The sequence below is a fragment of the Hymenobacter piscis genome (assembly GCF_018760735.1).
Classification (GTDB): Bacteria; Bacteroidota; Bacteroidia; order Cytophagales; family Hymenobacteraceae; genus Hymenobacter; species Hymenobacter piscis.
In genome coordinates this window covers 56,018-77,099 of the sequence record NZ_JAHHZN010000014.1, presented here as the reverse complement: position 1 = coordinate 77,099, position 21,082 = coordinate 56,018, and the positions used below count along the sequence as shown (strand labels likewise).

The 21,082-nt window shown below is 59.4% G+C and carries 26 protein-coding genes; 14 read left to right on the top strand and 12 right to left on the bottom strand.

The features are described from left to right. Window positions 1-6: 6 nt before the first annotated feature. The 6 genes from KLP40_RS14770 to KLP40_RS14745 all read right to left on the bottom strand — a co-directional run bounded on the left by KLP40_RS14770 (window position 7) and on the right by KLP40_RS14745 (window position 4,991). Window positions 7-579 (bottom strand): DUF6252 family protein, encoded by a 573-nt coding sequence (locus KLP40_RS14770; RefSeq protein ID WP_215594609.1) that lies wholly within the window; start codon window positions 577-579, stop codon window positions 7-9. Between the two features lie 89 nt (window positions 580-668). Beyond that, complete coding sequence (locus KLP40_RS14765) at window positions 669-947, bottom strand: hypothetical protein (RefSeq protein WP_215594608.1); 279 nt, start codon at window positions 945-947, stop codon at window positions 669-671. 29 nt (window positions 948-976) lie between these two features. Further along, on the bottom strand, window positions 977-1,360 hold the full coding sequence (locus tag KLP40_RS14760; protein WP_215594607.1) for a hypothetical protein: 384 nt from the start codon (window positions 1,358-1,360) through the stop codon (window positions 977-979). A 63-nt stretch (window positions 1,361-1,423) separates the two neighbouring features. Further along, complete coding sequence (locus KLP40_RS14755) at window positions 1,424-1,843, bottom strand: carboxypeptidase regulatory-like domain-containing protein (RefSeq protein ID WP_215594606.1); 420 nt, start codon at window positions 1,841-1,843, stop codon at window positions 1,424-1,426. Between the two features lie 61 nt (window positions 1,844-1,904). Beyond that, on the bottom strand, window positions 1,905-4,634 hold the full coding sequence (locus KLP40_RS14750) for a TonB-dependent receptor (RefSeq protein WP_215594605.1): 2,730 nt from the start codon (window positions 4,632-4,634) through the stop codon (window positions 1,905-1,907). Window positions 4,635-4,709: 75 nt separating this feature from the next. Beyond that, window positions 4,710-4,991: a hypothetical protein gene (locus KLP40_RS14745; protein ID WP_215594604.1), complete on the bottom strand. Its 282-nt coding sequence runs from the start codon at window positions 4,989-4,991 to the stop codon at window positions 4,710-4,712. Window positions 4,992-5,562: 571 nt separating this feature from the next. Between KLP40_RS14745 and KLP40_RS14740 the strand changes: the two genes are divergently transcribed. From KLP40_RS14740 to KLP40_RS14700, 9 genes are all read left to right on the top strand, one after another. Next, window positions 5,563-6,309 (top strand): DUF5131 family protein, encoded by a 747-nt coding sequence (locus KLP40_RS14740; RefSeq protein ID WP_215594603.1) that lies wholly within the window; start codon window positions 5,563-5,565, stop codon window positions 6,307-6,309. Window positions 6,310-6,356: 47 nt separating this feature from the next. Then, window positions 6,357-8,882, top strand: coding sequence for a T9SS type A sorting domain-containing protein (locus tag KLP40_RS14735; RefSeq protein ID WP_215594602.1), 2,526 nt, complete (start codon window positions 6,357-6,359; stop codon window positions 8,880-8,882). Window positions 8,883-9,066: 184 nt separating this feature from the next. Beyond that, the gene (locus KLP40_RS14730; RefSeq protein ID WP_215594601.1) at window positions 9,067-9,387 is read left to right on the top strand and encodes a hypothetical protein; all 321 of its coding nucleotides are present in this window, start codon (window positions 9,067-9,069) and stop codon (window positions 9,385-9,387) included. Between the two features lie 129 nt (window positions 9,388-9,516). Further along, window positions 9,517-9,783, top strand: coding sequence for a hypothetical protein (locus KLP40_RS14725; RefSeq protein ID WP_215594600.1), 267 nt, complete (start codon window positions 9,517-9,519; stop codon window positions 9,781-9,783). Window positions 9,784-9,828: 45 nt separating this feature from the next. Further along, the gene (locus KLP40_RS14720) at window positions 9,829-10,239 is read left to right on the top strand and encodes a hypothetical protein (RefSeq protein WP_215594599.1); all 411 of its coding nucleotides are present in this window, start codon (window positions 9,829-9,831) and stop codon (window positions 10,237-10,239) included. Between the two features lie 304 nt (window positions 10,240-10,543). Next, window positions 10,544-10,975 carry a hypothetical protein gene (locus KLP40_RS14715; RefSeq protein WP_215594598.1) on the top strand — a complete coding sequence of 144 codons (432 nt, stop codon included), beginning with the start codon at window positions 10,544-10,546 and terminating at the stop codon, window positions 10,973-10,975. Window positions 10,976-11,048: 73 nt separating this feature from the next. Then, a complete protein-coding gene (locus KLP40_RS14710; RefSeq protein ID WP_215594597.1) occupies window positions 11,049-11,648 on the top strand; it encodes a hypothetical protein in 600 nt (199 codons plus the stop codon). A gap of 95 nt (window positions 11,649-11,743) precedes the next feature. Then, window positions 11,744-12,478 (top strand): hypothetical protein, encoded by a 735-nt coding sequence (locus KLP40_RS14705; RefSeq protein ID WP_215594596.1) that lies wholly within the window; start codon window positions 11,744-11,746, stop codon window positions 12,476-12,478. 397 nt (window positions 12,479-12,875) lie between these two features. After that, the gene (locus tag KLP40_RS14700; RefSeq protein WP_215594595.1) at window positions 12,876-13,193 is read left to right on the top strand and encodes a hypothetical protein; all 318 of its coding nucleotides are present in this window, start codon (window positions 12,876-12,878) and stop codon (window positions 13,191-13,193) included. A 206-nt stretch (window positions 13,194-13,399) separates the two neighbouring features. Here the strand turns inward: KLP40_RS14700 and KLP40_RS14695 are convergent, their stop codons facing one another. The 4 genes from KLP40_RS14695 to KLP40_RS14680 form a co-directional block, all read right to left on the bottom strand. Then, complete coding sequence (locus KLP40_RS14695) at window positions 13,400-13,771, bottom strand: hypothetical protein (RefSeq protein WP_215594594.1); 372 nt, start codon at window positions 13,769-13,771, stop codon at window positions 13,400-13,402. Between the two features lie 18 nt (window positions 13,772-13,789). Next, complete coding sequence (locus tag KLP40_RS14690) at window positions 13,790-14,032, bottom strand: hypothetical protein (protein ID WP_215594593.1); 243 nt, start codon at window positions 14,030-14,032, stop codon at window positions 13,790-13,792. Window positions 14,033-14,152: 120 nt separating this feature from the next. Continuing rightward, the gene (locus KLP40_RS14685; protein ID WP_215594592.1) at window positions 14,153-14,386 is read right to left on the bottom strand and encodes a hypothetical protein; all 234 of its coding nucleotides are present in this window, start codon (window positions 14,384-14,386) and stop codon (window positions 14,153-14,155) included. Between the two features lie 87 nt (window positions 14,387-14,473). Then, window positions 14,474-14,695, bottom strand: a complete 222-nt coding sequence (locus tag KLP40_RS14680) for a hypothetical protein (protein WP_215594591.1) — start codon at window positions 14,693-14,695, stop codon at window positions 14,474-14,476. A gap of 378 nt (window positions 14,696-15,073) precedes the next feature. Here KLP40_RS14680 and KLP40_RS14675 point away from each other — a divergent pair, with 378 nt between their 5' ends. From KLP40_RS14675 to KLP40_RS14665, 3 genes are all read left to right on the top strand, one after another. Beyond that, the gene (locus KLP40_RS14675; protein WP_215594590.1) at window positions 15,074-16,105 is read left to right on the top strand and encodes a hypothetical protein; all 1,032 of its coding nucleotides are present in this window, start codon (window positions 15,074-15,076) and stop codon (window positions 16,103-16,105) included. A 147-nt stretch (window positions 16,106-16,252) separates the two neighbouring features. Next, a complete protein-coding gene (locus KLP40_RS14670; protein WP_215594589.1) occupies window positions 16,253-16,762 on the top strand; it encodes a hypothetical protein in 510 nt (169 codons plus the stop codon). A gap of 10 nt (window positions 16,763-16,772) precedes the next feature. After that, entirely contained in the window at window positions 16,773-17,981 is a 1,209-nt protein-coding gene (locus tag KLP40_RS14665; protein ID WP_215594588.1) for a 3'-5' exonuclease, read from the top strand. Window positions 17,982-18,265: 284 nt separating this feature from the next. Here KLP40_RS14665 and KLP40_RS14660 read toward each other — a convergent pair whose 3' ends face one another. Next, window positions 18,266-18,583: a hypothetical protein gene (locus KLP40_RS14660; RefSeq protein ID WP_215594587.1), complete on the bottom strand. Its 318-nt coding sequence runs from the start codon at window positions 18,581-18,583 to the stop codon at window positions 18,266-18,268. A gap of 85 nt (window positions 18,584-18,668) precedes the next feature. Between KLP40_RS14660 and KLP40_RS14655 the strand changes: the two genes are divergently transcribed. Then, window positions 18,669-19,490: a hypothetical protein gene (locus tag KLP40_RS14655; RefSeq protein WP_215594586.1), complete on the top strand. Its 822-nt coding sequence runs from the start codon at window positions 18,669-18,671 to the stop codon at window positions 19,488-19,490. After that, window positions 19,487-20,473, top strand: a complete 987-nt coding sequence (locus KLP40_RS14650) for a site-specific integrase (RefSeq protein ID WP_215594585.1) — start codon at window positions 19,487-19,489, stop codon at window positions 20,471-20,473. The genes KLP40_RS14655 and KLP40_RS14650 overlap by 4 nt, the downstream gene beginning before the upstream one ends. 73 nt (window positions 20,474-20,546) lie before the next feature. On the opposite strand, the gene KLP40_RS14645 is transcribed toward KLP40_RS14650, so the two are convergent. After that, window positions 20,547-21,032: a hypothetical protein gene (locus KLP40_RS14645; RefSeq protein WP_215594584.1), complete on the bottom strand. Its 486-nt coding sequence runs from the start codon at window positions 21,030-21,032 to the stop codon at window positions 20,547-20,549. Window positions 21,033-21,082 lie beyond the last annotated feature (50 nt).

Here is a 21,082-nt window from a genome sequence, read left to right as displayed (position 1 = left end):
AGGGAGCTAATAGGTTAGGTCAAACCGGCCCTCCGTGATATTCACGGTGGCCGGTCCCGCCGGCTCCTGCGCTCGGAACTGGAAGCTGCCGGCAACCACGCGGGCTACCGTATCCAGGCGCGTAATGATGAGCTGGCCCGTCGAGTTGGGGCCGGTGAACAGCTGCTGATCCGGAGTTGGAGCCGTGTAGATGAAGGCCGCGTATGCCGGATTACTGGTAGTCCGGCGGGGGTCCGCATACTGGTCCAGGGCTATCGTTGCCGGGGCCGTCACGTTCGGCACGTACAGCTTAATCTGTGTGCGCGGATTTGACTGGCCGTCATCCGTCAGCGGGTCGCGGTCCAGCAGTACCGACAGCTGCAGGCCCGTAACGGACCGCTGCAGCGATACTGACATTGGTTTGGGCGCAAACAAGCCACCGCCGACAGGCACCCAGACCTGACCATCTACTTTGCAGCCGGCCGTGTTCTGGCCGGACTGCGTAATAGCGGGCAGCTGGAGGGCTGGCGCGGGAGTTTCCTTGGATGAGCAACCAGCGAGGGAGAGCAGAAGCGAGGCGGGAAATACAATGCGTTTCATGGGATCTAGTAGTGGTTTTCAGAAGTATCAGGCCGGCAAAGTACGGTGAAGGGGTACACCGCGCGGGCAGGGAAACAAGCGGATTCCGGTCATAGCAGGGCGCTTAGTTGGGCGGCCAGCCTGCCGGATGGAGAAGTGAAAAGGACCAGGCTGCCCAGTAGCAGGGCGGCGGCCAGAATCAGAAAGCCTTTGTCACCCAGGAGCTGGCTGAGCATCCAGGCCGCGCCGGCCAGCAGCAGGCAGAGGTAGCCGGCCGTTTCGTAGGACGTGATCAGGGCGCCGGTCATCATCAGGCCGACCAGACCCAACACCAACACGGTGCGGGCACGCTCGGAGATGGACGGACGATGAGTAAAAGTTCTTTTCATATGCTGAAGGAGTGAGCGGCCGAGACCGGTTAGTTGGCGAATAGTTGTTGCAGACGGGCCTGCGCCTGTTGATCAGGGGTGGTCGCCCGGGCACTCTGCAGCGAGAGGGTGGCCGTCTGCACGACCAGTTCAAACTGCCGGCGAGAGCCTTTGCGGAAGCTGGAGCAGATGTACTGCGTCTTTGGGAGGGGAGAAGCGGGGTATTTCTGGGTGCCTCGTTCCAGCAAGCTGATTATCTCGTCTATGGGAAAGGAAAAGAAGCCCAGCAGCATGTTGAGCAGCGGCGCCCCGCCTCCGGGAGGGAATAGGCCGCGAGTGGCCGGGTGGGAGGCCAGTAAAAAGGTGGCGGCTTCCTGGACAGCAGCGGAAGCGACGGGCAGGTAGGCCTGGTCGATAGTGGAGAAATTGCTCATGGGAAGAAAGAAGGAAGGGGGCCAATCAACCCGCCACCCTGCGCCTGGGTGGCGGGTGGCGGGCTAGAGCGAATCAGCGTCAGCGCGCAGGGTGCGCAGGTAGCGCCGGTGCAGCACGCGGGCCTTAAGCGGGCGGTGAAACTCTGGGGCGGGCCGCAGCACCACATCGAGGGTTTTGAGGCTGTCTACCTGGTAATCCTGGGTGAGGTAGCCGGCAAAGGAAACCGTAATGGTGGCCCCCTTTGCCGGCACGGTGAGCAGGTAACGGCCCCGGGAGTTGGTGATGCAATACTGGGGTATAACTCCCTGCAGACGCACTGTGACCCCGGCCATCGGGTTGGCCTGCTCATCCATCACCGTGCCGGTGAGCACCACCCGGGGTGCGTTGGCCGTTACGGAGTCGGTACTGTGGCTGAACTGGGCCCAGGCCGAGCCGGAACACAGACTGCAGAGGAGAGCGAGAAATAGTTTGCGGGCGTCCATAACTGGAGGGAATAGCGAACAAGCGCCGGGCAGGACAAGGCCGACCCGGCGCCGGTGCGGATTATTTGATGTCAAGGCTCAAGCCGGCGTACACGAGACGGCCCACCTGCGGACCGCCGTACACCTGAATGTTATTGGCATTGGCCAGGTTGGAGCCGCCCACCTGCAGCGTGGTGTGCAGCTTGGTGAGCGAGTAACCGAGTTGGGCATCCAGCGAGGAGTACGCCTTGAGCTGGCCAGCGGCAAAGGGCGACTCGAACAAGTGGCCCTGGGCCCAGCGGTAGTTCAGTGAGTAGGTCAGCACTTTAGCCAGCTCGCCGTAGGCCCCGATGTTGTACTTGTGCTTGGGCGTGTTGTAGTACGTCTGGAACCCTTCGGGCAGGCCCTCGCGGTCGAGCAGGTTCAGCGTGTAGTTGCCCGTCAGGCTCAGGGCTTTGAAGGCCGTATATGTCAAGGCAATCACGCTGCCGGAAGCCTTCACCTCCTGGTTAGCATTGGCCTGCACCTGGATTACGCGGGTATTGCCGGACTGGAAGGGGCGGGGGGTGGCGGCCGTAGCCCCGATTTGGGCGACGGTGGGCTTGGAGCCATCGACGTTGGAAATCAACCGAACCTGACCGATGAAGTCGTTGTAGCGGCTGTTGTAATAGTTGACGTCCAGCACCAGGTTGGGCAGCAGCAGCCCCTTATAGCCAATTTCCCAGGTGGCCACGCGCTCAGGCTTCAGGCGGTCCGCCTGCACGGCATAGGCGTCCAGCTCTTGCTGGGCAGTGGCGGGGTTACGCAGGATGCGACCCAGCTGCGAGGCCGCGGCCGTGCTGTAACCGGAATAGCCGTTGCCGATGTTACCCAGCAGCAGGACCCGGGCCAGGTCCAGCGAGAGGTATTGCCCCTGCTGGGTGGGCGAACGGTACGCCTGGTTGTAGGAGGCCCGCAGGTTGTGCAGCTGCTGCTTGTCCAGGGAGAACACGGCCGAGGCGCGGGGCGAGAACACCGATTTAAAGTTCTTGCTGTCGTCGATGCGGCCGGCGGCCGTCAGCTTCAGGCGGTTGGCAAGCAGCTCTTTGGTCAGCTGCAGATACGCGCCGTACTCGTCGTTGACAATGCGCTTGCCGTCGCGGTCGGAGAACAGCTGCCCGTTGGAACCCAGTCGGTACTGCCGGTATGCACCGCCAAGCACAATATCGGCCACGTCGGTTTTGAAGTTGTACTGGCCGCTGATGTCATTCAGCAGGGAGGAGGGGTTGATGCGCGAGCCGACGCCGGGGGTGGCATCGGCAATAACCTGCTGACGAGCGGCATCAAACGCCGGCGTGCCCGGAACGAGCTGATACGGTGCCGCCTTGGTGCGGGCCGCTTGCTCAGCGCCGGCCGTGTTGCCGGGGTTCATGGCCAGGTAAGTATTGTACGCGACGGCGTACGCCTGGAAATACTGCTGACCATAGGTCAGGCCGGCCGCACTGCTCGGGTCCTTCAGCGTCTGCATGAAGGCACCGGTAAAGGGCAGGTCGTAGGAGTTGTTGCCGAAGTCCTGAGTCTGGTAAGCCCGCAGGAAGCCTTTGTCGCTCTTCAGCTCCGCACGCCACTGGTTGGTGGCGAAGTCCTTGAAGCGGTAGCGGTTGGTAAACTGGTACGAGGTCGTGCCTTCCGCCCGCTTGAATTCCACGGCCGCTTTCAGCTTGTCGCTGATCAGCCAGTGCACGGAGGGAATGATGCGGTACAGCTGGGCGCGGTTGTCGCCGGCCACCAGTTCCCGTTCCGTCCAGCCGGGCATATACACTGTTTTGCCATTAAGAGCCCCCCCGGTGGCTCCAAACGTATTACCCACGTCGCCGTAACGGTTCACTGCATCGTAGCCCAGGCCCGAGCCGGCGGGGTTGTTGCCGGGGGCATAGGCCTGGCCCAGGGCATCGTAGTTGCTGGCCATCCAGTCATTGGCGCGGGCGTAGCTGCCGCTCACCTTGACGGCCACCTTCTTACCCAGGCGCAGGGCGTAGCGCAGCTGGCCATCCAGATAATTGCGGTTGCCGCCGCGCAGGCGCACGCTCAGACCCTCGTACTGGAAGGGGTCTTTCGAGTTGGTCAGCACCACGCCGTTAAAGGCGTTGGCGCCGTACAGGGCGGAACTGGGACCGTGCAGCACCTCGACGCTGGCCATGTCAATTTCCGGCAAGCCCAGGGCGTTGCCGGCATTAATGTTCAGGCTCGGCGACTGCGTATCCATGTAGTCCACCAGTTGTACCAGGCGCTCGGACGTGGCCCCGCCGAAACCACGGGTGCTGGCGCTGGCCATGAACATGCCGGAGGTGGTAACATCAACCCCTTTCTGACGAGCTAGGCTGGTAATCAGGTCAGGGGTAGTCAGGCGGGCCAGCTGCTGCGTGTTGAGCTTGTCAACCGTCACCCCGGCACGCAGAATGTTTTCCTCCACGCGAGAGGCAGATACTACAACCTCGTTCACCAAAGCCGGGGCGGGCTGCAGGATAATCGGGGCGAGGTTCCCGGTGACGTTTTCCAGGGAAACGACGGCCGATTCAAAGCCAACGAAACTGACGGACAGAGGCGCGGAGAGCTGGCTTACCGGCACTACCAGCCGGAATGCACCCTCACTGTTCGTGGTAGAGCCGATGTAGGTGCCCTTGATAAACACCGTGGCTCCGGGTAACGGCTCCCCGGCATCAGTCTGGACCGTGCCGAACACCTCACGGGTTGCCTGCTGGGCCTGAACGGAGTGAGAAGATGCCGCGGCCAGGAACAGGCCGGTTGTAAGCGCGGGAAATAATGAGCGCATAAAGTGGTGATGAGTGATGATGGATGAGGAGAAAATGATTCCGGCCAGGCCGGCACTAAAAGCAGAAAAGGCCGATTAGAGCGGCCTTGTAGGAGTAGTAGGTTGGGGCAGCCAGGGAAGGAAAACAGCGGCCAGCAGGCCGAAGAAGACGAGGCTGAAGCAGTAGGCCGGGGCGAGCAGCTGCGGCAGTAGCGCCCAGAGCAGGCTGCCGCTGGCGGCCATCAGCAGGCCAGGCAGCACCCAATACCACCGATTGGAATGCCGAACCACAATCAAGTGCGCCAGCAGAAGCAGGGCCTGGAGCCACAGGCTGGGTACCAGCAGCAGGCAAATGACTTGAAAGGAGAAGTGCACCATCGGCCGGGCGTTAGAATAGGCGGGCCAGTAGGGTAAGCGCGGCGGTCAGCACCAAGGCCGATACCAACACCAGCAGGCAGCGCACCAGGCGGCGAGTGGCAGGAGCTAAGCGAAGTAGAAATAGCAGCATGGCAAAGGCCTTTAAGCGTGAGCAGTAGGAGGCGCGGGATCAACTGCCAGAAAAAAGCCGCTCCCAATCAGTTGAGAGCGGCTTTTACCAGCGGGAGAAGGACTTACTCGTCTCGATTCCTGCGCTAGATCCCACTCTGCGCGTGGCTTCTCCCGCTGGGTTGCTGGCCTGGATACTGTAGGCACCGCCTCCGGGAAACCACTTGTAACCCGGAGAATGAGCCAAAAGTAAATATCATTTTCATATCGCCAAAATGTATTCAAGAATTAATTTAATACTCGACTAAAGTTAATCTTTATCTAATTTGCAGAGCCGTTTCTATCACGTAACCAGCCTGCTTATGAGAAACCTGACTATCTGTGCCATGTGGGCGCAACTGGGTCCATTCGTCGAAGGACCACACTCCAGCTACCCGGCCCCGGCCCCAGTTGCGCAGAGCAGATGAAGATGCCAGCCCTGGAGTTTGAACAACGCTGGCACCACGTCTTTGAATTCGGGGAGAAGCAGCAATGGCAGGTGAGCAACTGGCAGTTCCGGGCCCACCAGCAGGGCCAGCGGAGACGGATATTCTGCGCCCAGGACGTGTTTGGGCCGGGCGTAGAGGCCTTGCTGCAGCGCGAAAGTCTTTGGCAGCTGATCGAAGATTCGCCGGACCTGGATTGGATACTGCTGACGGATTTCCCCGAGCTGGCGCGCGAACAGTTTCCCCACGACGGCTACTGGCGCAATGCCTGGGGCCAACTGCCGGCCAACGTGCTGGTGGGCATGCGGTGCAATTCCTTACGCGACAGTGAGCGGTTGCCGCTGCTGCTAAGTATCCCGGCCCAACGCCGCTTCATCGTGCATGATCGGTTGGAAACGCCTTTGCTCTATCCGTTCGCCCATGTGTACCGCCGAAGTGGAGAGCTGGAAGAGGAAATGATGCTCTGCAAGCGGTGCGGCAGCGGGGTCTGGGACTCCGCGCCGGGCTGCGCCAACTGCCATAGCCACTACATGCTGGAGTGGAGCCCGGCCGATATGCTGCACTGGGTGCTAATCGGCCTCGATGATTCGCTACCGGTCTCGGACGACGACCAGCAATGGGCCGAGCAGCTGCTCAACTACTACCACCAGATCGGGATTCCCTGCTTTTCGCGGCCCGGCCAGCTGCTGCACCTGCAGCAGCTTCCCGATGAGGACGACTGCTAGCCTCCTTTTCCCCACAGCCCATTTTTCACACTCATACCCAATCGTCTATGAAAATTTTTATCTGGCTTACGCTACTGGTAGCCGGGCTGCTGAGCACCTCGCCTACCTGGGCCATGACCGTTGTGCCGTCCGACAAGGACATTAAAGCGCCCGCCGTTTTATCCAGGCAAGCTACGTTGACCTGGACCCGAACCGCTGCGTCCAGTCCGGATCAGCAAAGCATGGTGGTGCTGCAGGAGGTGGGCGTATCGGACGCTACACCCTTGCCCATGAGCGGGCAATTCTACATTGCCAACGAGTATTTCGGGCTGGGCCAGCAGATTGGGCCGGGGGAATACGTGGTGCACGCCGACACGGCCCGCATCATTGTGGTGAAGGGCCTGAAGCCCGGCACGCGCTACCGGGCCGACGTAATTGCCTTCCAGACGGATACGTTAGCCGCCCCTTTTGAATGGCAGGTGCCGCCCCGCTATGCATTTGACCGGGATTCTTCGGCGACCCTCTATTTCACCACGCTGCCAGCAGCCCCAATTCCAGGGCCCACGAAAGCAGCCAGCGCCACGCAGGCAACGGCTATCAATTGCTCAACGCTGGAGGTAAGCTGCCGGCCGGGCAACGGGGATGGGCGGCTGATGGTCGTGCAACCTGTACAGAATCAGGCCGACGGGGCCACCAAGTCCACTACTCCGGTCGATGATGTGTATTACCTGGCCAGCAGCAACTACGGCCAGGGGCAGACAGTCGGGCCGGACGCTTACGTAGTCCAGGCAGGCACGGATACCACGCTCACGGTATACGGGTTGCCGCCCGGGGGCATGTACAAATTCGTGGTGTATGAATACACCTTGGAAAAGGACGCTGGCGGCAATCCGACCGGGGGAGGCATTACCTACGCCCAAGTAACGGATACGGCCTACGTGCATGTAGCTTTTTGCGGGGCAACGGAGCCTGACCGGCCCGCCACCAATGCTCGCCAAACCGATACGACCCTGACCACGGCCCGGGTCGTGTGGCATAATGGCAGCGGCCAGGGGCGGCTGGTGGTAGTGCGCGAGTTTACCCAGGGCCTGCTGCAGCCGGTGCAAAACACGGTATATCAGGGTAACGCGGCGTACGGGCTAGGCGACCAAACGCATCCTGGCAGCTACGTTGTGATGACCGGCCAGGACAGCGTAATCAACCTGACCGGGCTGCAGCCCGCCAGCCTGTACCAGCTGGAGGTGTATGAATATAACCTAGCCTCCGACGGCCGGCCAACCTACCTGCTCAGCCAGCAGCCCGCCTCGGCAATCGTTATGACGGCCTTCCCACCCGTACCGGTTGTGGATTCGCCAAGTAGACTTCAGCTGAGCATAAACCAAGCCTTTACTTATTACAACGGCTTGGTGCAACTGCATTGGACACCGGGCTCAGGTACCCACTACCTGGCCCTGGTCCGGGAAGTTCGGCCCGGCCGGAGCCCATTGCTGAGCCCAGTAGACGGAACCGTTTACCCAAGCAATAACACGCAGGAGATGGGGCGGGCCAACCATGTGGGCAAGGGAAGTTACGTGCTGTGGAACAGGAACTACCGCACCTTGAATGATACGGTCGTTTATCTGCGCAATCCCCGAATCGGCCACGTCTATGAAGTGGCAGTATACGAGTATACGCTCGACGCCGCCGGGCTCCCCGAGTACAGCAGTCCGGTCACGATGACGTTCACGGCGGGGCGTATTGCGCCAGTGCTGGAAGGCAAGCTAGTGGGGGGGCTCCCGTCCTTCAAGTGGTACACCGACGCCCTCTATCTGCCGGTCGCTTATGAACTGGAATATTCCAGCGACGGGATCAACTTCTCACCCAATGGGGGGCGGCAGGCAGTCGGGATGGATAGCTCTGTAACCCGCGTAACCGGCAGCCAAAACCTGGCGGTGCCTTTGTCGGACCCCACCTATTACCGCCTGCGGTTGGAGCACCAGGATCTGCATAGCGAGTATTCCAACATTGTGCGTCTGGAGCCGGGCCAGCCCCTGCCGGTTACGTTGACCTCGTTCACGGGCAAAGTCGACGCGAATAGTTACGCGCAACTGTACTGGACTACGGCCGCCGAAGTCAACAGCGCCTATTTCGAGCTGCAGCGCAGCAGCGACGGAGTTTCCTTTTTCCCCGTTGGGCGGCGCACGGCGGCCGGCAACAGTACCATTTCCCGCAAATACACTATGGGGGACCCGGCTATGCTCATGGCCACCTCTTACTACCGGCTACGGCAGGTTGACCGCGACAGTGCAGAGCATTACACCAATGTTGTGAGCCTGCAGCCGGTAGTACAGAGTACCGTTACGCTGACTGTATGGCCAAATCCGGCCGGCAGAAATCAGCTAGGCCACCTACGGCTGAGCGGACTTCGGGAATGGAGAAACCCGGTCAACGTGGCGATTTACACCGTCCATGGCCAGCTGGTGCAGCGGCAGCAAGTACCGGCCGGGCCAGTGGTCGAATGGAGTTGGTCCCTGGAGCATTTCCAGCCAGGTCTTTACCTGGTCGAGGTCCGGTCTGAAGCCGGCCGCCACACTGCCCGCCTCATCATTGAATAACAATCACAACCTGTATCGAGAAAGCCCCTCATTTGAATTTGAGGGGCTTTTTTTCTGGCGTATGGTCACCAATTCCCAGAGAAAAGCGACAGGGTAGATCAACAAAATATTGATTTAATAATTGAATCAATACGGCCGTAAATCCGTATATTAGTTCAACAGCAACCGCTAATTCTGACAGCCAATGAGCCAGCATGTTTTCGATGCATTTGCCACTGTTACCCCGCTCAATTCAGTTGCCCGCCCGGTCGAGGTATTCTGCGGCTGGGATCGGCCCGACCAACGTCATTTCCTGGTAGTAGAGGACATGAGTGATGCCGCCCAGGAGCAGCCATTCGCCCAGTACGTATTCTCTAATCTGCGGCTGCCGGGCGGCGGCCAGATGACCGCTCAGGATGTGGTCGATACGTTGGTAGCCCACGGCGTGCCGGTTCCGGATGGGCTGTTGGAAGCGTTGCAAGAAGATAAAGCCCAGGATAAAGGCGAGGGCCGGCGGCATTGGTAGGGGCGGTGGGGAAGAAAGTGGAGGGACGAGTAAATACGGCTAATTGTTTATCTTTTTTAATAACAATTACCGCTTGCTTTTCGTTTAATAAGTATAAGAAAAGCAATTACTTACACTGTTCCTCTGCTCATGGATTTCCTCACTTTCTCCCAACAAGCCCGCAAAAGCATCTACAACCTGAATGTGGATGTGTGCATGTATGAACGCGAAAACGCCCGGGGGGTGGGCGTCATTATGTACCGCCTGAAAGCGCAGGGTATGGGAATCGGGGCGCAGCCGCTGATTACCGAAAGCGAAAGCGGGGAGGAATGCATTAAGAACATGATTAGCCGCGTGTGCCGCGCCCGGAAAGACCACAACGAATCTCACAGCGGCCTGCAACGGCAGGCCGCCTAATTTCCCTATAGTATGCCAGAATCAGATTTTTGGGCCGATTGGAACATGCAACATATCCAGGCGGCTGGTAAAGCGGCGGCCTACCTGAATCCGGCGCGCAAGCGGGCGGCGGAGCTGGAGGCGCGGCAGCAGTTCCGGGCCTTTGAGGAAAGTGCCGAGGGGGTGCTACTGAATACCCTGTTTCGGGCCTTCAGCCAGGCTGGGCAGATACCGAGCCTGAGCCGGCCGCTAACGCCGGGCGGCCAGACGTTCGGGCGAGGCTTTTCGGCGGGGCTGGCCCTGACCGTATTGTACCAGGCCCTGCAGAACGTTTACCAGGTAAACCGGGCCGTGGCAGAGCCCGAAAGCTATCAGCAGCAGCAGTTGCGAATACTGCTTGATGCGTTGGCCCCGCTGGCCGCGCAGGTTGAGCCGGGGCGGGAGCTGGCCGAGTTTCAGGCGGGGCAGTCAGGGTAAACCACCTGGGGAAAAATATAGAAAGAGGGGAGAAAGAGCCGGGCATTTTGTCCGGCTTTTTTTGCGTCGTTTCCGGTTGAAAAGAGCTAAAAAGACCAGTATTTGTTTATCTTTTTTAACAACAATTAGGCTGCATCATCGTATAATAAATATCAGTGAAACAACAAGATATGTGAATATGAGCCTTGTAAAAACAGCCCCGGCTTTCCCCATTGGTGGACTTGAGTTTTTGTATACGGGCGGGGAGCCCACCTTCCAACCAGTTAAGAATTTTTGTTACCTGACCGGGGGCAGCTTCCACGAGATGCAGCGCGGCTACCAGCTCTGGAATTTGGGCTACGCCGGGTCGCTGCGCGTGTGCGACGGGCAGGAGCTGACGGTTGCCCAGGCCAGTGAGCGGTTCGAGCAGGCATACGCCGCCGCCCGCCAGCCCATCCCAGGGGCCACGCTCTTATTGCCCAATGGCCTGCATAGCATTGAGCGAGCCGAGAACGGCACCGATTTCCGGCTGCGGCAGCTGCGGCAGCTACTGGCCTGTGACCTCATCGAAATGCAACCCTTGCAAGGTGAGTTCGAGGATTATATCCTCATCCTTGATGAGGACGGGCGCGAATCACGGCCCGTCAATCCGGTAGCCTCGGCGGTGTGGAAGACCTGCTATCCGCCCGAGCTGTACGAACCCTATTACTTCCAGCACGGGCCGGCGCTCATCATGCACACTTCTCTGCTGCGCTAAGCAACTGGGGCCGCCTCGTCCGGGGCGGCCCCACGCCGGCAGGTTCTCCCCCTCTTCCCCCCCGTGTTCCGTCATGCTTTCCCCAACCGCCCCCCTATTTCCGATTGGCCAGATCCAGGTACTCGCTCATGGCCGCTATGTTCCCCTGCCGGCAGCGTACTACCTCTACAAAGGCCAGCTTCACATAATGAGCCGCCAGGGGCTGGTGCCGGCTGGTTTCGATTCGCCGTTTCAGTTGCTGGAGTCGCCGGGCCAGGGTTGGGCAAATCCGGCCGAAGCGTTCGATTTTATGACTGCTCAACTGGAGCTGCTGCGGCCGGGCGGCCAGGTCGGGGCCTGGTGCATTGCGGCCACCGGGCAGGTAACGGCCCAGCCATGCGGGCCACAAGGTGTTACCGTCGATGAGCTGGTGCAGTGGCTGGACCACCACGAATTATATATGCAGCGCGTAACGGCCGGGCCGTTGGGTGGGTGGTGGGTAGTGGTGCAGGAAGGAGCCGGAACCCGGGAGTGGAATTACCCGGCCCTGCCGGTGAACCCGGTAGGTACCGCCCTGGTACTGCCGGCAGAAGCAGCCGGCGCGGTCGGCCGGGCCCGGCTCCACGGTACGGTCGTGGTAGTTAGCCCCCAGCAGTGGGCAATCGGGCAGAAAAAGGTACTAATTCACGTCTGAAAAAAGTAGTTAATTGTATTCATTTTTTATAAACAAATAGCCTGTAAATTTCGTATAATAGGTAAAGGATCAGAAATTTAGATAACAGAGTGCGTATGCAAGTTGCGGATGAACGAGTGCAGGTGGGCGACGTGGTGAAGTACCGGATTCCCGGCCGGGAGATAAAGGGCTGGAATTTTGAAACCATGCAGTTCGTGCTGGACGTCAATGAGGCCGGCGACGTGCTGACGGAGAAGGATGGCTGGCGGCCTGCGGGTACGTTTTCCTTTCACCGCCCGATGGCGCGCAGCCAGCGGGAGCCGAGCTTGCAGGACTGGAGCATCTTCGCGGCGGGCCGCAGCTGGTACATTCACGGCAAGCCCTACGCTAAAGATGGCCGGCAGATGACCGAGCGGCAGATCCGCAACGGGGGGCGGCGGGCGAAGCTGGAGGTGGCCCGCGTTGAGAAGCGCAACAAACAGAAGCTGGCCAGTACGCCGCCGCTGTTCACGGCGTTTTTCGGGGCTACCGAGCTGGAAAAGCCCCGTTATAGTACCGCCGAGGAGGCAAACGCGGAGAACATGAAGCGCCGGCAGGATTTCGTAGCGTACTGGCGCAGCTACACTGCCCGGGTCATCTGCCAGATTCGGCAGGCGCTAAGCCAGCTCGACGAACATACGCTGGCTGCCTATCACCGGCATTGGGACCGACGTGGCGGGGGCCAGGGGCTGGTGTATCTCATTTCTTTCTTGCGCGACCCAGGCTGTGCCAGCGCACGGCAGGAAGCGCTGAAGGTGTATCCACGGCCGCAGGCCACTAAACCCGTAGAAGCATGGCAGCAAGCAGCATAACTATCGACCAAGACGCCACCGCCAGCCAGCGGCGCTACCTGCGCGGACTGTGCGCGCGGGTACGGCAGCAACTAGGTCGAACCCCCTGGGTCACGAAGCACCTTTTCGGCAAGCAGAGCTTCAGTATCTCGCTAGGCGGGAACAAGCCCCACGAGCTTCGGGAGGTGCTGAACCGGGCGGCCCGGCTCGGCGTATCGAAGGTATTTCACCAAGACGGAATCACCTACGCGTACGTACAGCTGCACTTCGAATAGCACCAAAAGGTAACGCCCAGCCAAAAGCCAGGCGCTAAACCTTTCACCTATTGCAACAGCAATGTAAACCGCTCAGTATTCATATGCGGTCTTTGGTATGTACTATTGTGGGCGAGTTCCTTCCCATTTTGAACCACCCCGCTATGAAAAAATCCGCATTACCCGCCGCCGCTGAAACTGCGCGTGAACAGAAACCGGGGCCGAAGATCCAGCCGCTCCGCCAGGACGTGCAGGCCGAGAGGTATTCCGAATTTCCGGACTTTATCGACTCGCTGGGCCCGCGGCGCAGCGTCCACCGGGCGCTGGGTATAACCTACGTAACGCTGATGCGTCGGCTGCGGGAGCCGGCCACGCTTACCATACAGGAGTTGTACAACTTGGCCGAAATTAGCGGGAACACGATGGGTAGCTTGCTAAAGCTGTTGCAGCCGTATCTGAAGCGAGTAGAAACGGAACGCTGAGGCAAAGATAAAGTTGATATAAAAATTAGGTTTCGATGAATTATAGATGATATTTCGCCGTTAAGAATACTTGAGCTTTAGCTCCTGCAAGCGAATTAAGCTCATGCTGCATATGTAGAAAGGGCCGGGAATATTTCCCGGCCCTTTCTGTTGCGGTGGCGTGTAGTAACGCGATTACACGTAATCTGCTCATTTACTGTGAGCAATTATGGCGCGCCCAGGTGCACTGCAATGGTCCGGCCGTTGCGCTGGGTCGCGTACACATCCGGCCCCTTGCGCACCGAAACATCATTGCGGGCGGGCCACCATTGCAGGAGCATAAACACCGGCATAAAGCCAGCCATAGCCCAAGTAGCGAGCCGCAAAGGCCGCGGCGGGCGGCGGGCCGTGGCCAGCAGTGCCATGCCGGCGAAAAGTACGGACCACAGTAGCACGACGGTTAGCCGCGCCCAGTACTGCTCATCGACCGAGCCGTTAATAATGAGGCGCTGCGCCGGTTTCAGATAGTAGTCGGCGGCCACCAGGCAGAGGAGTCCTGGCAGGTAAGCCCGCCAGGAAGTAGTTGAACCGGAACGCATCAGGAGAAGGCGAGCAAATTAGTAGACCAGCTCGAAGCCGGTGAGTACGACCAAGAAGGCGCAGAGCACCAGACCGGCAATCCGCAGGTACTGCAGCACCCCCTGGGCAATGGGGCGGGCCAGCCAAAGGGCGGCCCCCATGATACTGGCCTGCAGGCCGGGGTGCATCGTTGGATTGTGGGCCAGGATGACAACCACAACCAGCATAATAAAGACCGACAGGGCCTGTTGGTCGAGGGAAGGACGTTCGGTAAAGCGCATGTTCAGGTGAGTTAAAAGTACATGAATGAATGCTTTACCGAAGTAGTCAATTGAATATACGGGGTTTTGGGTAATGCCGTTGGCTGCCGACGCATTGAGTGCGTCGGCAGCCACTAGGCATTACAGGCTGGCCACAACGCGGGCGACATTGTGCTTTGATTCGCTGACTTGTTTCAACGAGTCGTACAGCCGCTCAATTGCCCGGGCTACCTGGTCCCACTGCGCATCCGTCAGGGAATCATCTTCCAGCTTAGCCAAGTGCGGGCGGATAGCCGCGCCGATTTCATTGTATTGCTGTTCGAGCTGCATCCACTCCTGAAGTTTGCTCTTGCGGTAGTCGACTGAATAAGCCATTGGGTACTGGGAAAAGGGGGTGAAACAGAGCAGCCGACAAGTAGGCTTGCCGGCTGTGTGTATGTGTACTATATAATAAGGTGTAGGTTACACGAATTGCTTAGCCACTTCCAGCGCCAGTACCAGGCCAGACAAGCTGAGGCCGGTGAGCCAGACGTAGCGCATGAAGCCATCGGCCAGCGGGCGGGCGCCCAGCAGGGCGAGTGCCATCAGGGCTGCTTTTTGCCAGGCCGGAATGTGGTCGCCAATCAGCACCAGGACGACACCGGCCAGCAGCAGAATAAAGAGGGCAAGCAGTTGCTTGTCCATCGGAGTGCGGGTATGGTTCATGACAGAGTGGGAGTTGACAGAAAGTTACCTCGAATTCGGGAGAAAAGAACTAAATTAGCTTTTAACGGGATAAAGTAAGGTAAAACTAATTAATAGGATTTAAATAATGCGGTTTGTGTTATTACGTTATTACACCCGATAATTGTTACTTACCGGGTGCTAATGTACCCGGCCAAAACCTGAGAACAAAGTAATGCACTCTGATTTTCCAATTTAATTTTACAGATTCAGTTTTTCCAATTGGAAAAACTGAATCTTGATTACGCAGTTGATTAATCAAGATCCAGTAAGTTCAATTCTGTTATTGCAATTCTGTGCAGCCAATCGTATATTAGCAATCAGACAAAATTTTTGAGCATGAGCCAAAGCGTCATTTTAGACCGCAGCCTACTATGGGACCCCATCTGCTTTCCTGTCGAGCGCCAGCCGCTGAGTCAGCTGCTGCCCGAGGATGTCAAGCTGCTGCCCAGTGACCGGCAGACGGCCATCGTGGGTGAGATGACGCCGGGCCAGAGCAGCATCTTCGCCCTGCAGAGCAAGGACTACACACTCATTCCGAACGCGCTTATCCGCAAGGTGGCGGAGTCCGTTTTTCCAGACCATCAGCTCGACGTGCGCTATACGTCCCGGGGCGACTTCTCTATCAGCCTGATTCTGCCGGAGGAAATCAACATCACGTCGCAGGCCGGTGACACGACCGTTTCGGACCGGCTGCAGAAGACGATGATTATCAACAACAGCTACCACGGCAAAACCCCGTTCACGCTGCAGGGCACAGCCCTGGCTGAGCATGTGGAATCCATTGTTTCATCCGCCATGCGGGTAAGCTATTACCGGCTAGTCTGCCAGAACGGGCTGATGGGCTGGGCCGACGATTACATGAGCCTGGATGACTACCTGCAGTGGCTGGCCAACGGCAAGCCCAAGAAGTACAAGGACGCCAAGCAAGTGAGGGAGCATGGGCTGACCGAGCGCCGGCAGGTGAACCAGAAGCGGGAATCTGAAATTTTGGTGCAGAAGAAATTCACCCACCGCGCCCTGGATCTGCAGTGGTTCGAGCAGTACCTGACCCGTACCCTGCGTCAGTTCAGCGGCGCCAGCTCGGCCCTGACCGCCCAGGTGTACCAGCGCCTGGCCCAGGTGCTTATTTCGGGGCGGGAAGAAGAGGTACTGGCTGAGGCGGGCCTTCCCAAGATGCTGGCCCGCACCGCCCTGGAGCGGCTGGAAAAGGAGGAACGGGAGCTGCAGCAGCCGGCCACCCTCTGGCTGGCTTACAACGCGCTCAATTATGCTCTGTTTAACTCACGCAGCGCCCTGAATATCAACGACCGGTACCGGGCCGATGAGGCGGCGTTCCACCAAATGGCTACCTTGAGTCTTACCTTATAATTCGTCCGTTCGCGTATGGCCTCCTTTTCACCGTTGACCAGCACGGGCTGGGTTTCAGACTACGGTTTTCGCAAGGCCGTGGAGATGGAGCCCGGCCTACTGCCGTACGTGGGCACCGCGGGCAATCAATAACGAACCCACTTCCCGATGATTTCCATTCTTGCCTGCATGGGCTACAAATATTACGGAGCCAAAATCCCGCTTGTCAAAGGCTCCCCCTGGTTTGACTACCGGGATAACATGACGTACATATGCTTGGCTTTCGATGATTGGCAGAATGATCAGGAAATGGTGCGCTTCGTTGTTAGTAACCATGTGCCGGGCTTTGATTTTTCATTCATCAGACCCCACCTGGAGCAGTTCGTTACGGACAACATGACGCCCTTCATTCACTTACTATTTTGGCAGGATGATAACCTGCACAATGGCGAGTTGATGTTCTCGGTAGGAGTGGAAATACCAACTGTTGTTCAGGGTGAGCAAGAAATAGAAACAGCACCCGCCTATATCGACCGTAAACGGATATTCTATGAGGGGGAGCTTAACCGCCTCGATGCAGAGTTTCAGGAGGAGGAACAGAAGCGGGAAATGCAGCAGCAAGCGCGAAACCAACGGAAGCTGATACGGGAGGCGAAAAAGCTGCTGGGTCTAAAATAAAGCTGTGTCGATGCGCCTACTCTTTCTCGATACTGAAACAACCGGCTTACTGGGCCAGGACCCGGAGGTGCTGAGCCTGGCCCTCGTGGACGGCCGCGGCCGGGTGCTGCTCGATACGCTGGTGCGGCCGGAGCGGCATACCGAGTGGCCCGAGGCCGAGGCCATCCACGGCATTCCCCCCGCCCAGGTGCTGCATCCGGACGTGCCCACCCTGGCCGAGCTGACCCCGCAGCTGCTGCACTTGCTGCGCGGCGCGCACCTGGTCATCTACAACGCAGCCTTTGAGGGGGGCGTTCTCGGACACGTACTAACCCAGGCCCGGCCGCGGCGGGTGGAGTGCGCGATGCTGGCCTTTGCTGAGTTCTACGGGGAATGGCACACCTACTACCAGAACTACCGGTGGCAGTCCTTATCGACGGCGGCGGCCTACGTGCTGCACGAGTGGGACGGCCCCGCGCACACGGCCCTGGCCGACACCCACGCCACTCGGGCCGTCTGGCGCTACCTGAATCGGCCTTCCGTGCGCCGGCGTATCGACGTGGAGCGGACGCGGCGGCGGGAACTGGCCACCGAGCAGGGCATTATCTACTCCTTTCTCTGGAACCAGGAAGAGGCGGAGCGCCTGCGGCTGCAGGCGCTCAACGACACTTGGACCCAGCAGCACTTTCCCGACTTGCAGCGGGTAGGGCTGGTGCACCTGCACCATGCGTATGAGCAGCGCGGGGAGCGAATTTCAGCGCAGGCCTCCGCGGAGGCGTTCAGCGTTGAGCTGACGGGTTTTGGGCTGCAGATGTGGCACCGCTACGGGGAACGGCTGCTGTTGCCCCGGTACGGCAAGGGCCATGAACCGGCCCCGGCGCACCTGGTACCTTATGGCAACTTCGCCGGCGGGGTATATTTCCTTACAGGCGGGTGGCGGCGGCCGGCGGCGGCCATGCTGGTCGTGTGCCAGCACCAGGCGCAACCCGGTAGCTTAGGTTCCAACCTGAGCCTGCAGGAACTATATGATGTGGCAGGGCTGCGCGAGGGCGTAGACTACGTGCGGTACGTGCCCCACACCCCGGCCGGCCACTACACCCGCACGGAGCTGAAGCGCGAATTCAAGCTGAGCGCCGCGCAGCTGGAGCAGCTGCGGCCGGTGCTGGTCAAGCGCACCCGCTACGGGGTGGATTGTTTGTTGTACGCGGCGGCCGACGTGCTGGCCGCCCAAGCTGCCTAACGCCCATGGCTACCGTGCAATGTGACCACGCCCTTGATGTCGGGGCGCAGGAGCAGGAAGTTCACATTAGCCGGGCCGTGCCCCACGGCCGCTACATCTGTGAGCACTGCCGCGAGTCCATGATTCCCAAGGCCCAGCGCAGCTCGGTGGTGGAGCCGCACTTTGCCCACAAAGTCACCAATACAGAGCGACCCTGCACCTACGGGAGTGAAAGCTTCCGCCACAACAAGGCCAAGCAGCTGCTTATTGCCCGCCTACGGGTGATGGTGCCGGCCGTGTACGCCCTACCGCCGGAGGGCTACACCGGCCAGATTCCCCGCCTGGCAGTGGCCCGCGAGGTGGAGGCGGCGAGGGCCGTACGAGAACAGAATATCTACCTCGACGACCAGGCCAAGCAGGTCGTCGAGCCGCGCATTCCCGGGGAGCCCTTCGACGAGCGAAAAGGCCGGCTGCTGGCCCGGCCCGACGTCATTTTCTATGATGCTCAGGGCACGCCCATTCTGCTCATTGAGATTCATGCCGAGCACCGGTGCGGCCCGGAAAAGATTGCCCGCCTGCAGCAGTACGGGGTAGATACCATCGAAATTACCATTCCCCGCCATTTTGACGCCGCCGCCATCGACGGCCTGTTTGACGTTACCCGAAACACCCAGTGGTTATACAATGGCCAGCGAGCTACCTACCAGTTTGATGCAGCTGATCCCCGCCTACTTGGTGCGGGATGTATCCCAGCTACTGACCTCCCGGGACCAGTTTCTGACCGGGCGGAAACGCTCAAGTGCCGACTTAACCGAGTTAAAGGAGCTGTATTCGCAGTTAGAGGGCTATTGGGAAGAGCTGACGTGGCAGAACAAAACGAGGCATATCGGGTCGCTGAGGCAACGGGCCAGGAATTTGTTGCGGGACTTGAAGCGCGACGAGGAGAGCGAGAAACACGACTTGCGGAAGAAATACGACCGGGAGTGGAGGGATACCGAGCAGAGCTTGAGCGAAGGGGCGACGCGCTTGCGCAACACGAGAAAGAAATACGAAGCCGACAACGAGCTCTATCAACAGCGGAAATCAGCCTGGGAAAGTCGATTAGAAACGGAGAAGCGCAGCTTGCACGCGTGCTACCATACCTGGAAGGCCGAGCACAGCGCCCTAGCCGAGACCTGGGCCGCCGACGTAGCAGCCTTGGAATCCAGGTTGCAGACGTTGAACGACGTCTTACGCGCCTTCGAGAACAATACGCCATCCGAGAGCGAGAAGCCCTGGACCGAGAGGCGAAACTACTTGATCAGCAAGCAGAGCAGCTTAGAGCAGAAGAAGAAGAACTTACAAAAGCGGAGGCAGGACTTGGAACAGCGGAAACAACGGCTGAGCGAAGTGCAGCAAAGCGAGTATCAGACCTCCAGCGATTTGAGCAGTATTACCAGGAAATGCAAGGAATTAAAGCGCGAGCTGGTGGCCCAGGGGCTGCTGAGCGCGGATGAGTTCCCCGAGATTCGGCTACCTTTCCAGTCATGAGCACGTCCCACCCGTTAGTTGTCGTTACGCCCCCGGATTCCGAGCTGGATTTATCGGGCCTGGAGCCCTACGTGGCCGAGGCCAGCGAGTTGGTGCATAGCGGGGAGAAGGGGGCCGAGAGTACAGGCCGGGCGTATGCCGGTGACTGGAAGCGTTTCACCAAGTGGTGCAAGGAAAACCGGCAGCGGCCGCTACCGGCCTCGTCCGCGACAGTCGCCGGCTTTCTGGTGCAATTGTTCCGGGAAGAAAAGAAGCCGGCCACGATTCAGCGCCACAAGGCGGCCATCAGCCGCCACCACCGGGCCGTGAACCTGGAGCCGCCGACGGACCATCCCAAGCTGAAGGCCCTGTTCAAAGGAATTCTGCGCAAGGTGGGAAAGCGGCAGAAGCAGGCCGAAGCCTTTACGGTGGCCGAGTTCAAGCGCGTTATCCGGTCCATCGACGCGAGCCGGCCCGGTGGCTTGCGCGCCCGCGCCCTGCTGCTGCTGGGCTTCGCCGGCGCCTTCCGCCGCCAGGAGCTGAGTGCCCTCGATATTGAGCAGCTGAACTTTCGGGCCGGTGAGCTGATCGTAACGCTGTTGGGCAGCAAAACCAACCAGCTGGGGGAGCACGAGGAAAAGGCCATTTTTTATTCTCCTGACGTGGATACCTGCCCGCTGCGGACGCTGCAGCAGTGGCTGGCCTACCTGCGGGCGCAGGGCGCTACCCAGGGGCCCCTGTTTCGTTCTTTCCACAAGGGGGAGCGGCTGAGTGCGCGTCGGCTGAGCGCGGATGCCATCAACGACATCGTACAGCGTCACCTTGGGGCGAAATATTCGGCCCACTCGCTGCGGGCCTCCTTCGTGACGGTGGCCAAGCTGAACGGGGCCGACGACGCGGAGGTGATGAACCAGACCAAGCACAAGAGCAGCGAGATGATCCGCCGCTATACCCGCGTTGATTCCGTTGCCCAGTACAACGCCGGCAAAAAGCTGGGCTTATAGGGCCGGCAGTTCCACTACACGAAAACGCCCGACCTGCGGTAGGTCGGGCGTTTTCGTTACTTCGCTTAACGGCTTAGCTGATCGGACTCAACTGGCACCGCTGCCGGTAGCTAGCTAGGCATTGCTGCTGGTAGGCCTCGTAGGCGGGCCGGTCGGCGGCCAGCTCCGGATGCCGGGCAAATTCCTTATCGGCAAACTCCCAGGCCCGTTCTTCCCGGCCCAGCTGCAAACAAGGGTCATGCTCCTGCCCCTGGGGTAGCCGCTGCTCATCCAGGAAGTGGCCCCACTCATGAAACAGGTCGTAGAGCAGCACTTTGCGCCGGCCTTCCGGCTCGTTGGTGCGGATGCAGATGTCAAATACGTCCGTTCCTGGACTGGTAGCCGGGCGAGCGTGCGAATGCTTCGAAACGGTCAAGCCGGGGTACAGCGAGACCGCGTGAATGGCACTATCGTTGAGGTGGTGAAACACCCGCTCCAGCACGGGGTTGTAGGCTTCTTCGCCAATAAACTGTTGGAACTCGCCAACCTTCAGCCGCAGCTGATAAGGGTTCTTTTTCATACGTATGAATAGATAAAAAATGGGTCACGGAAATGGCCTAAGTGGCTTTC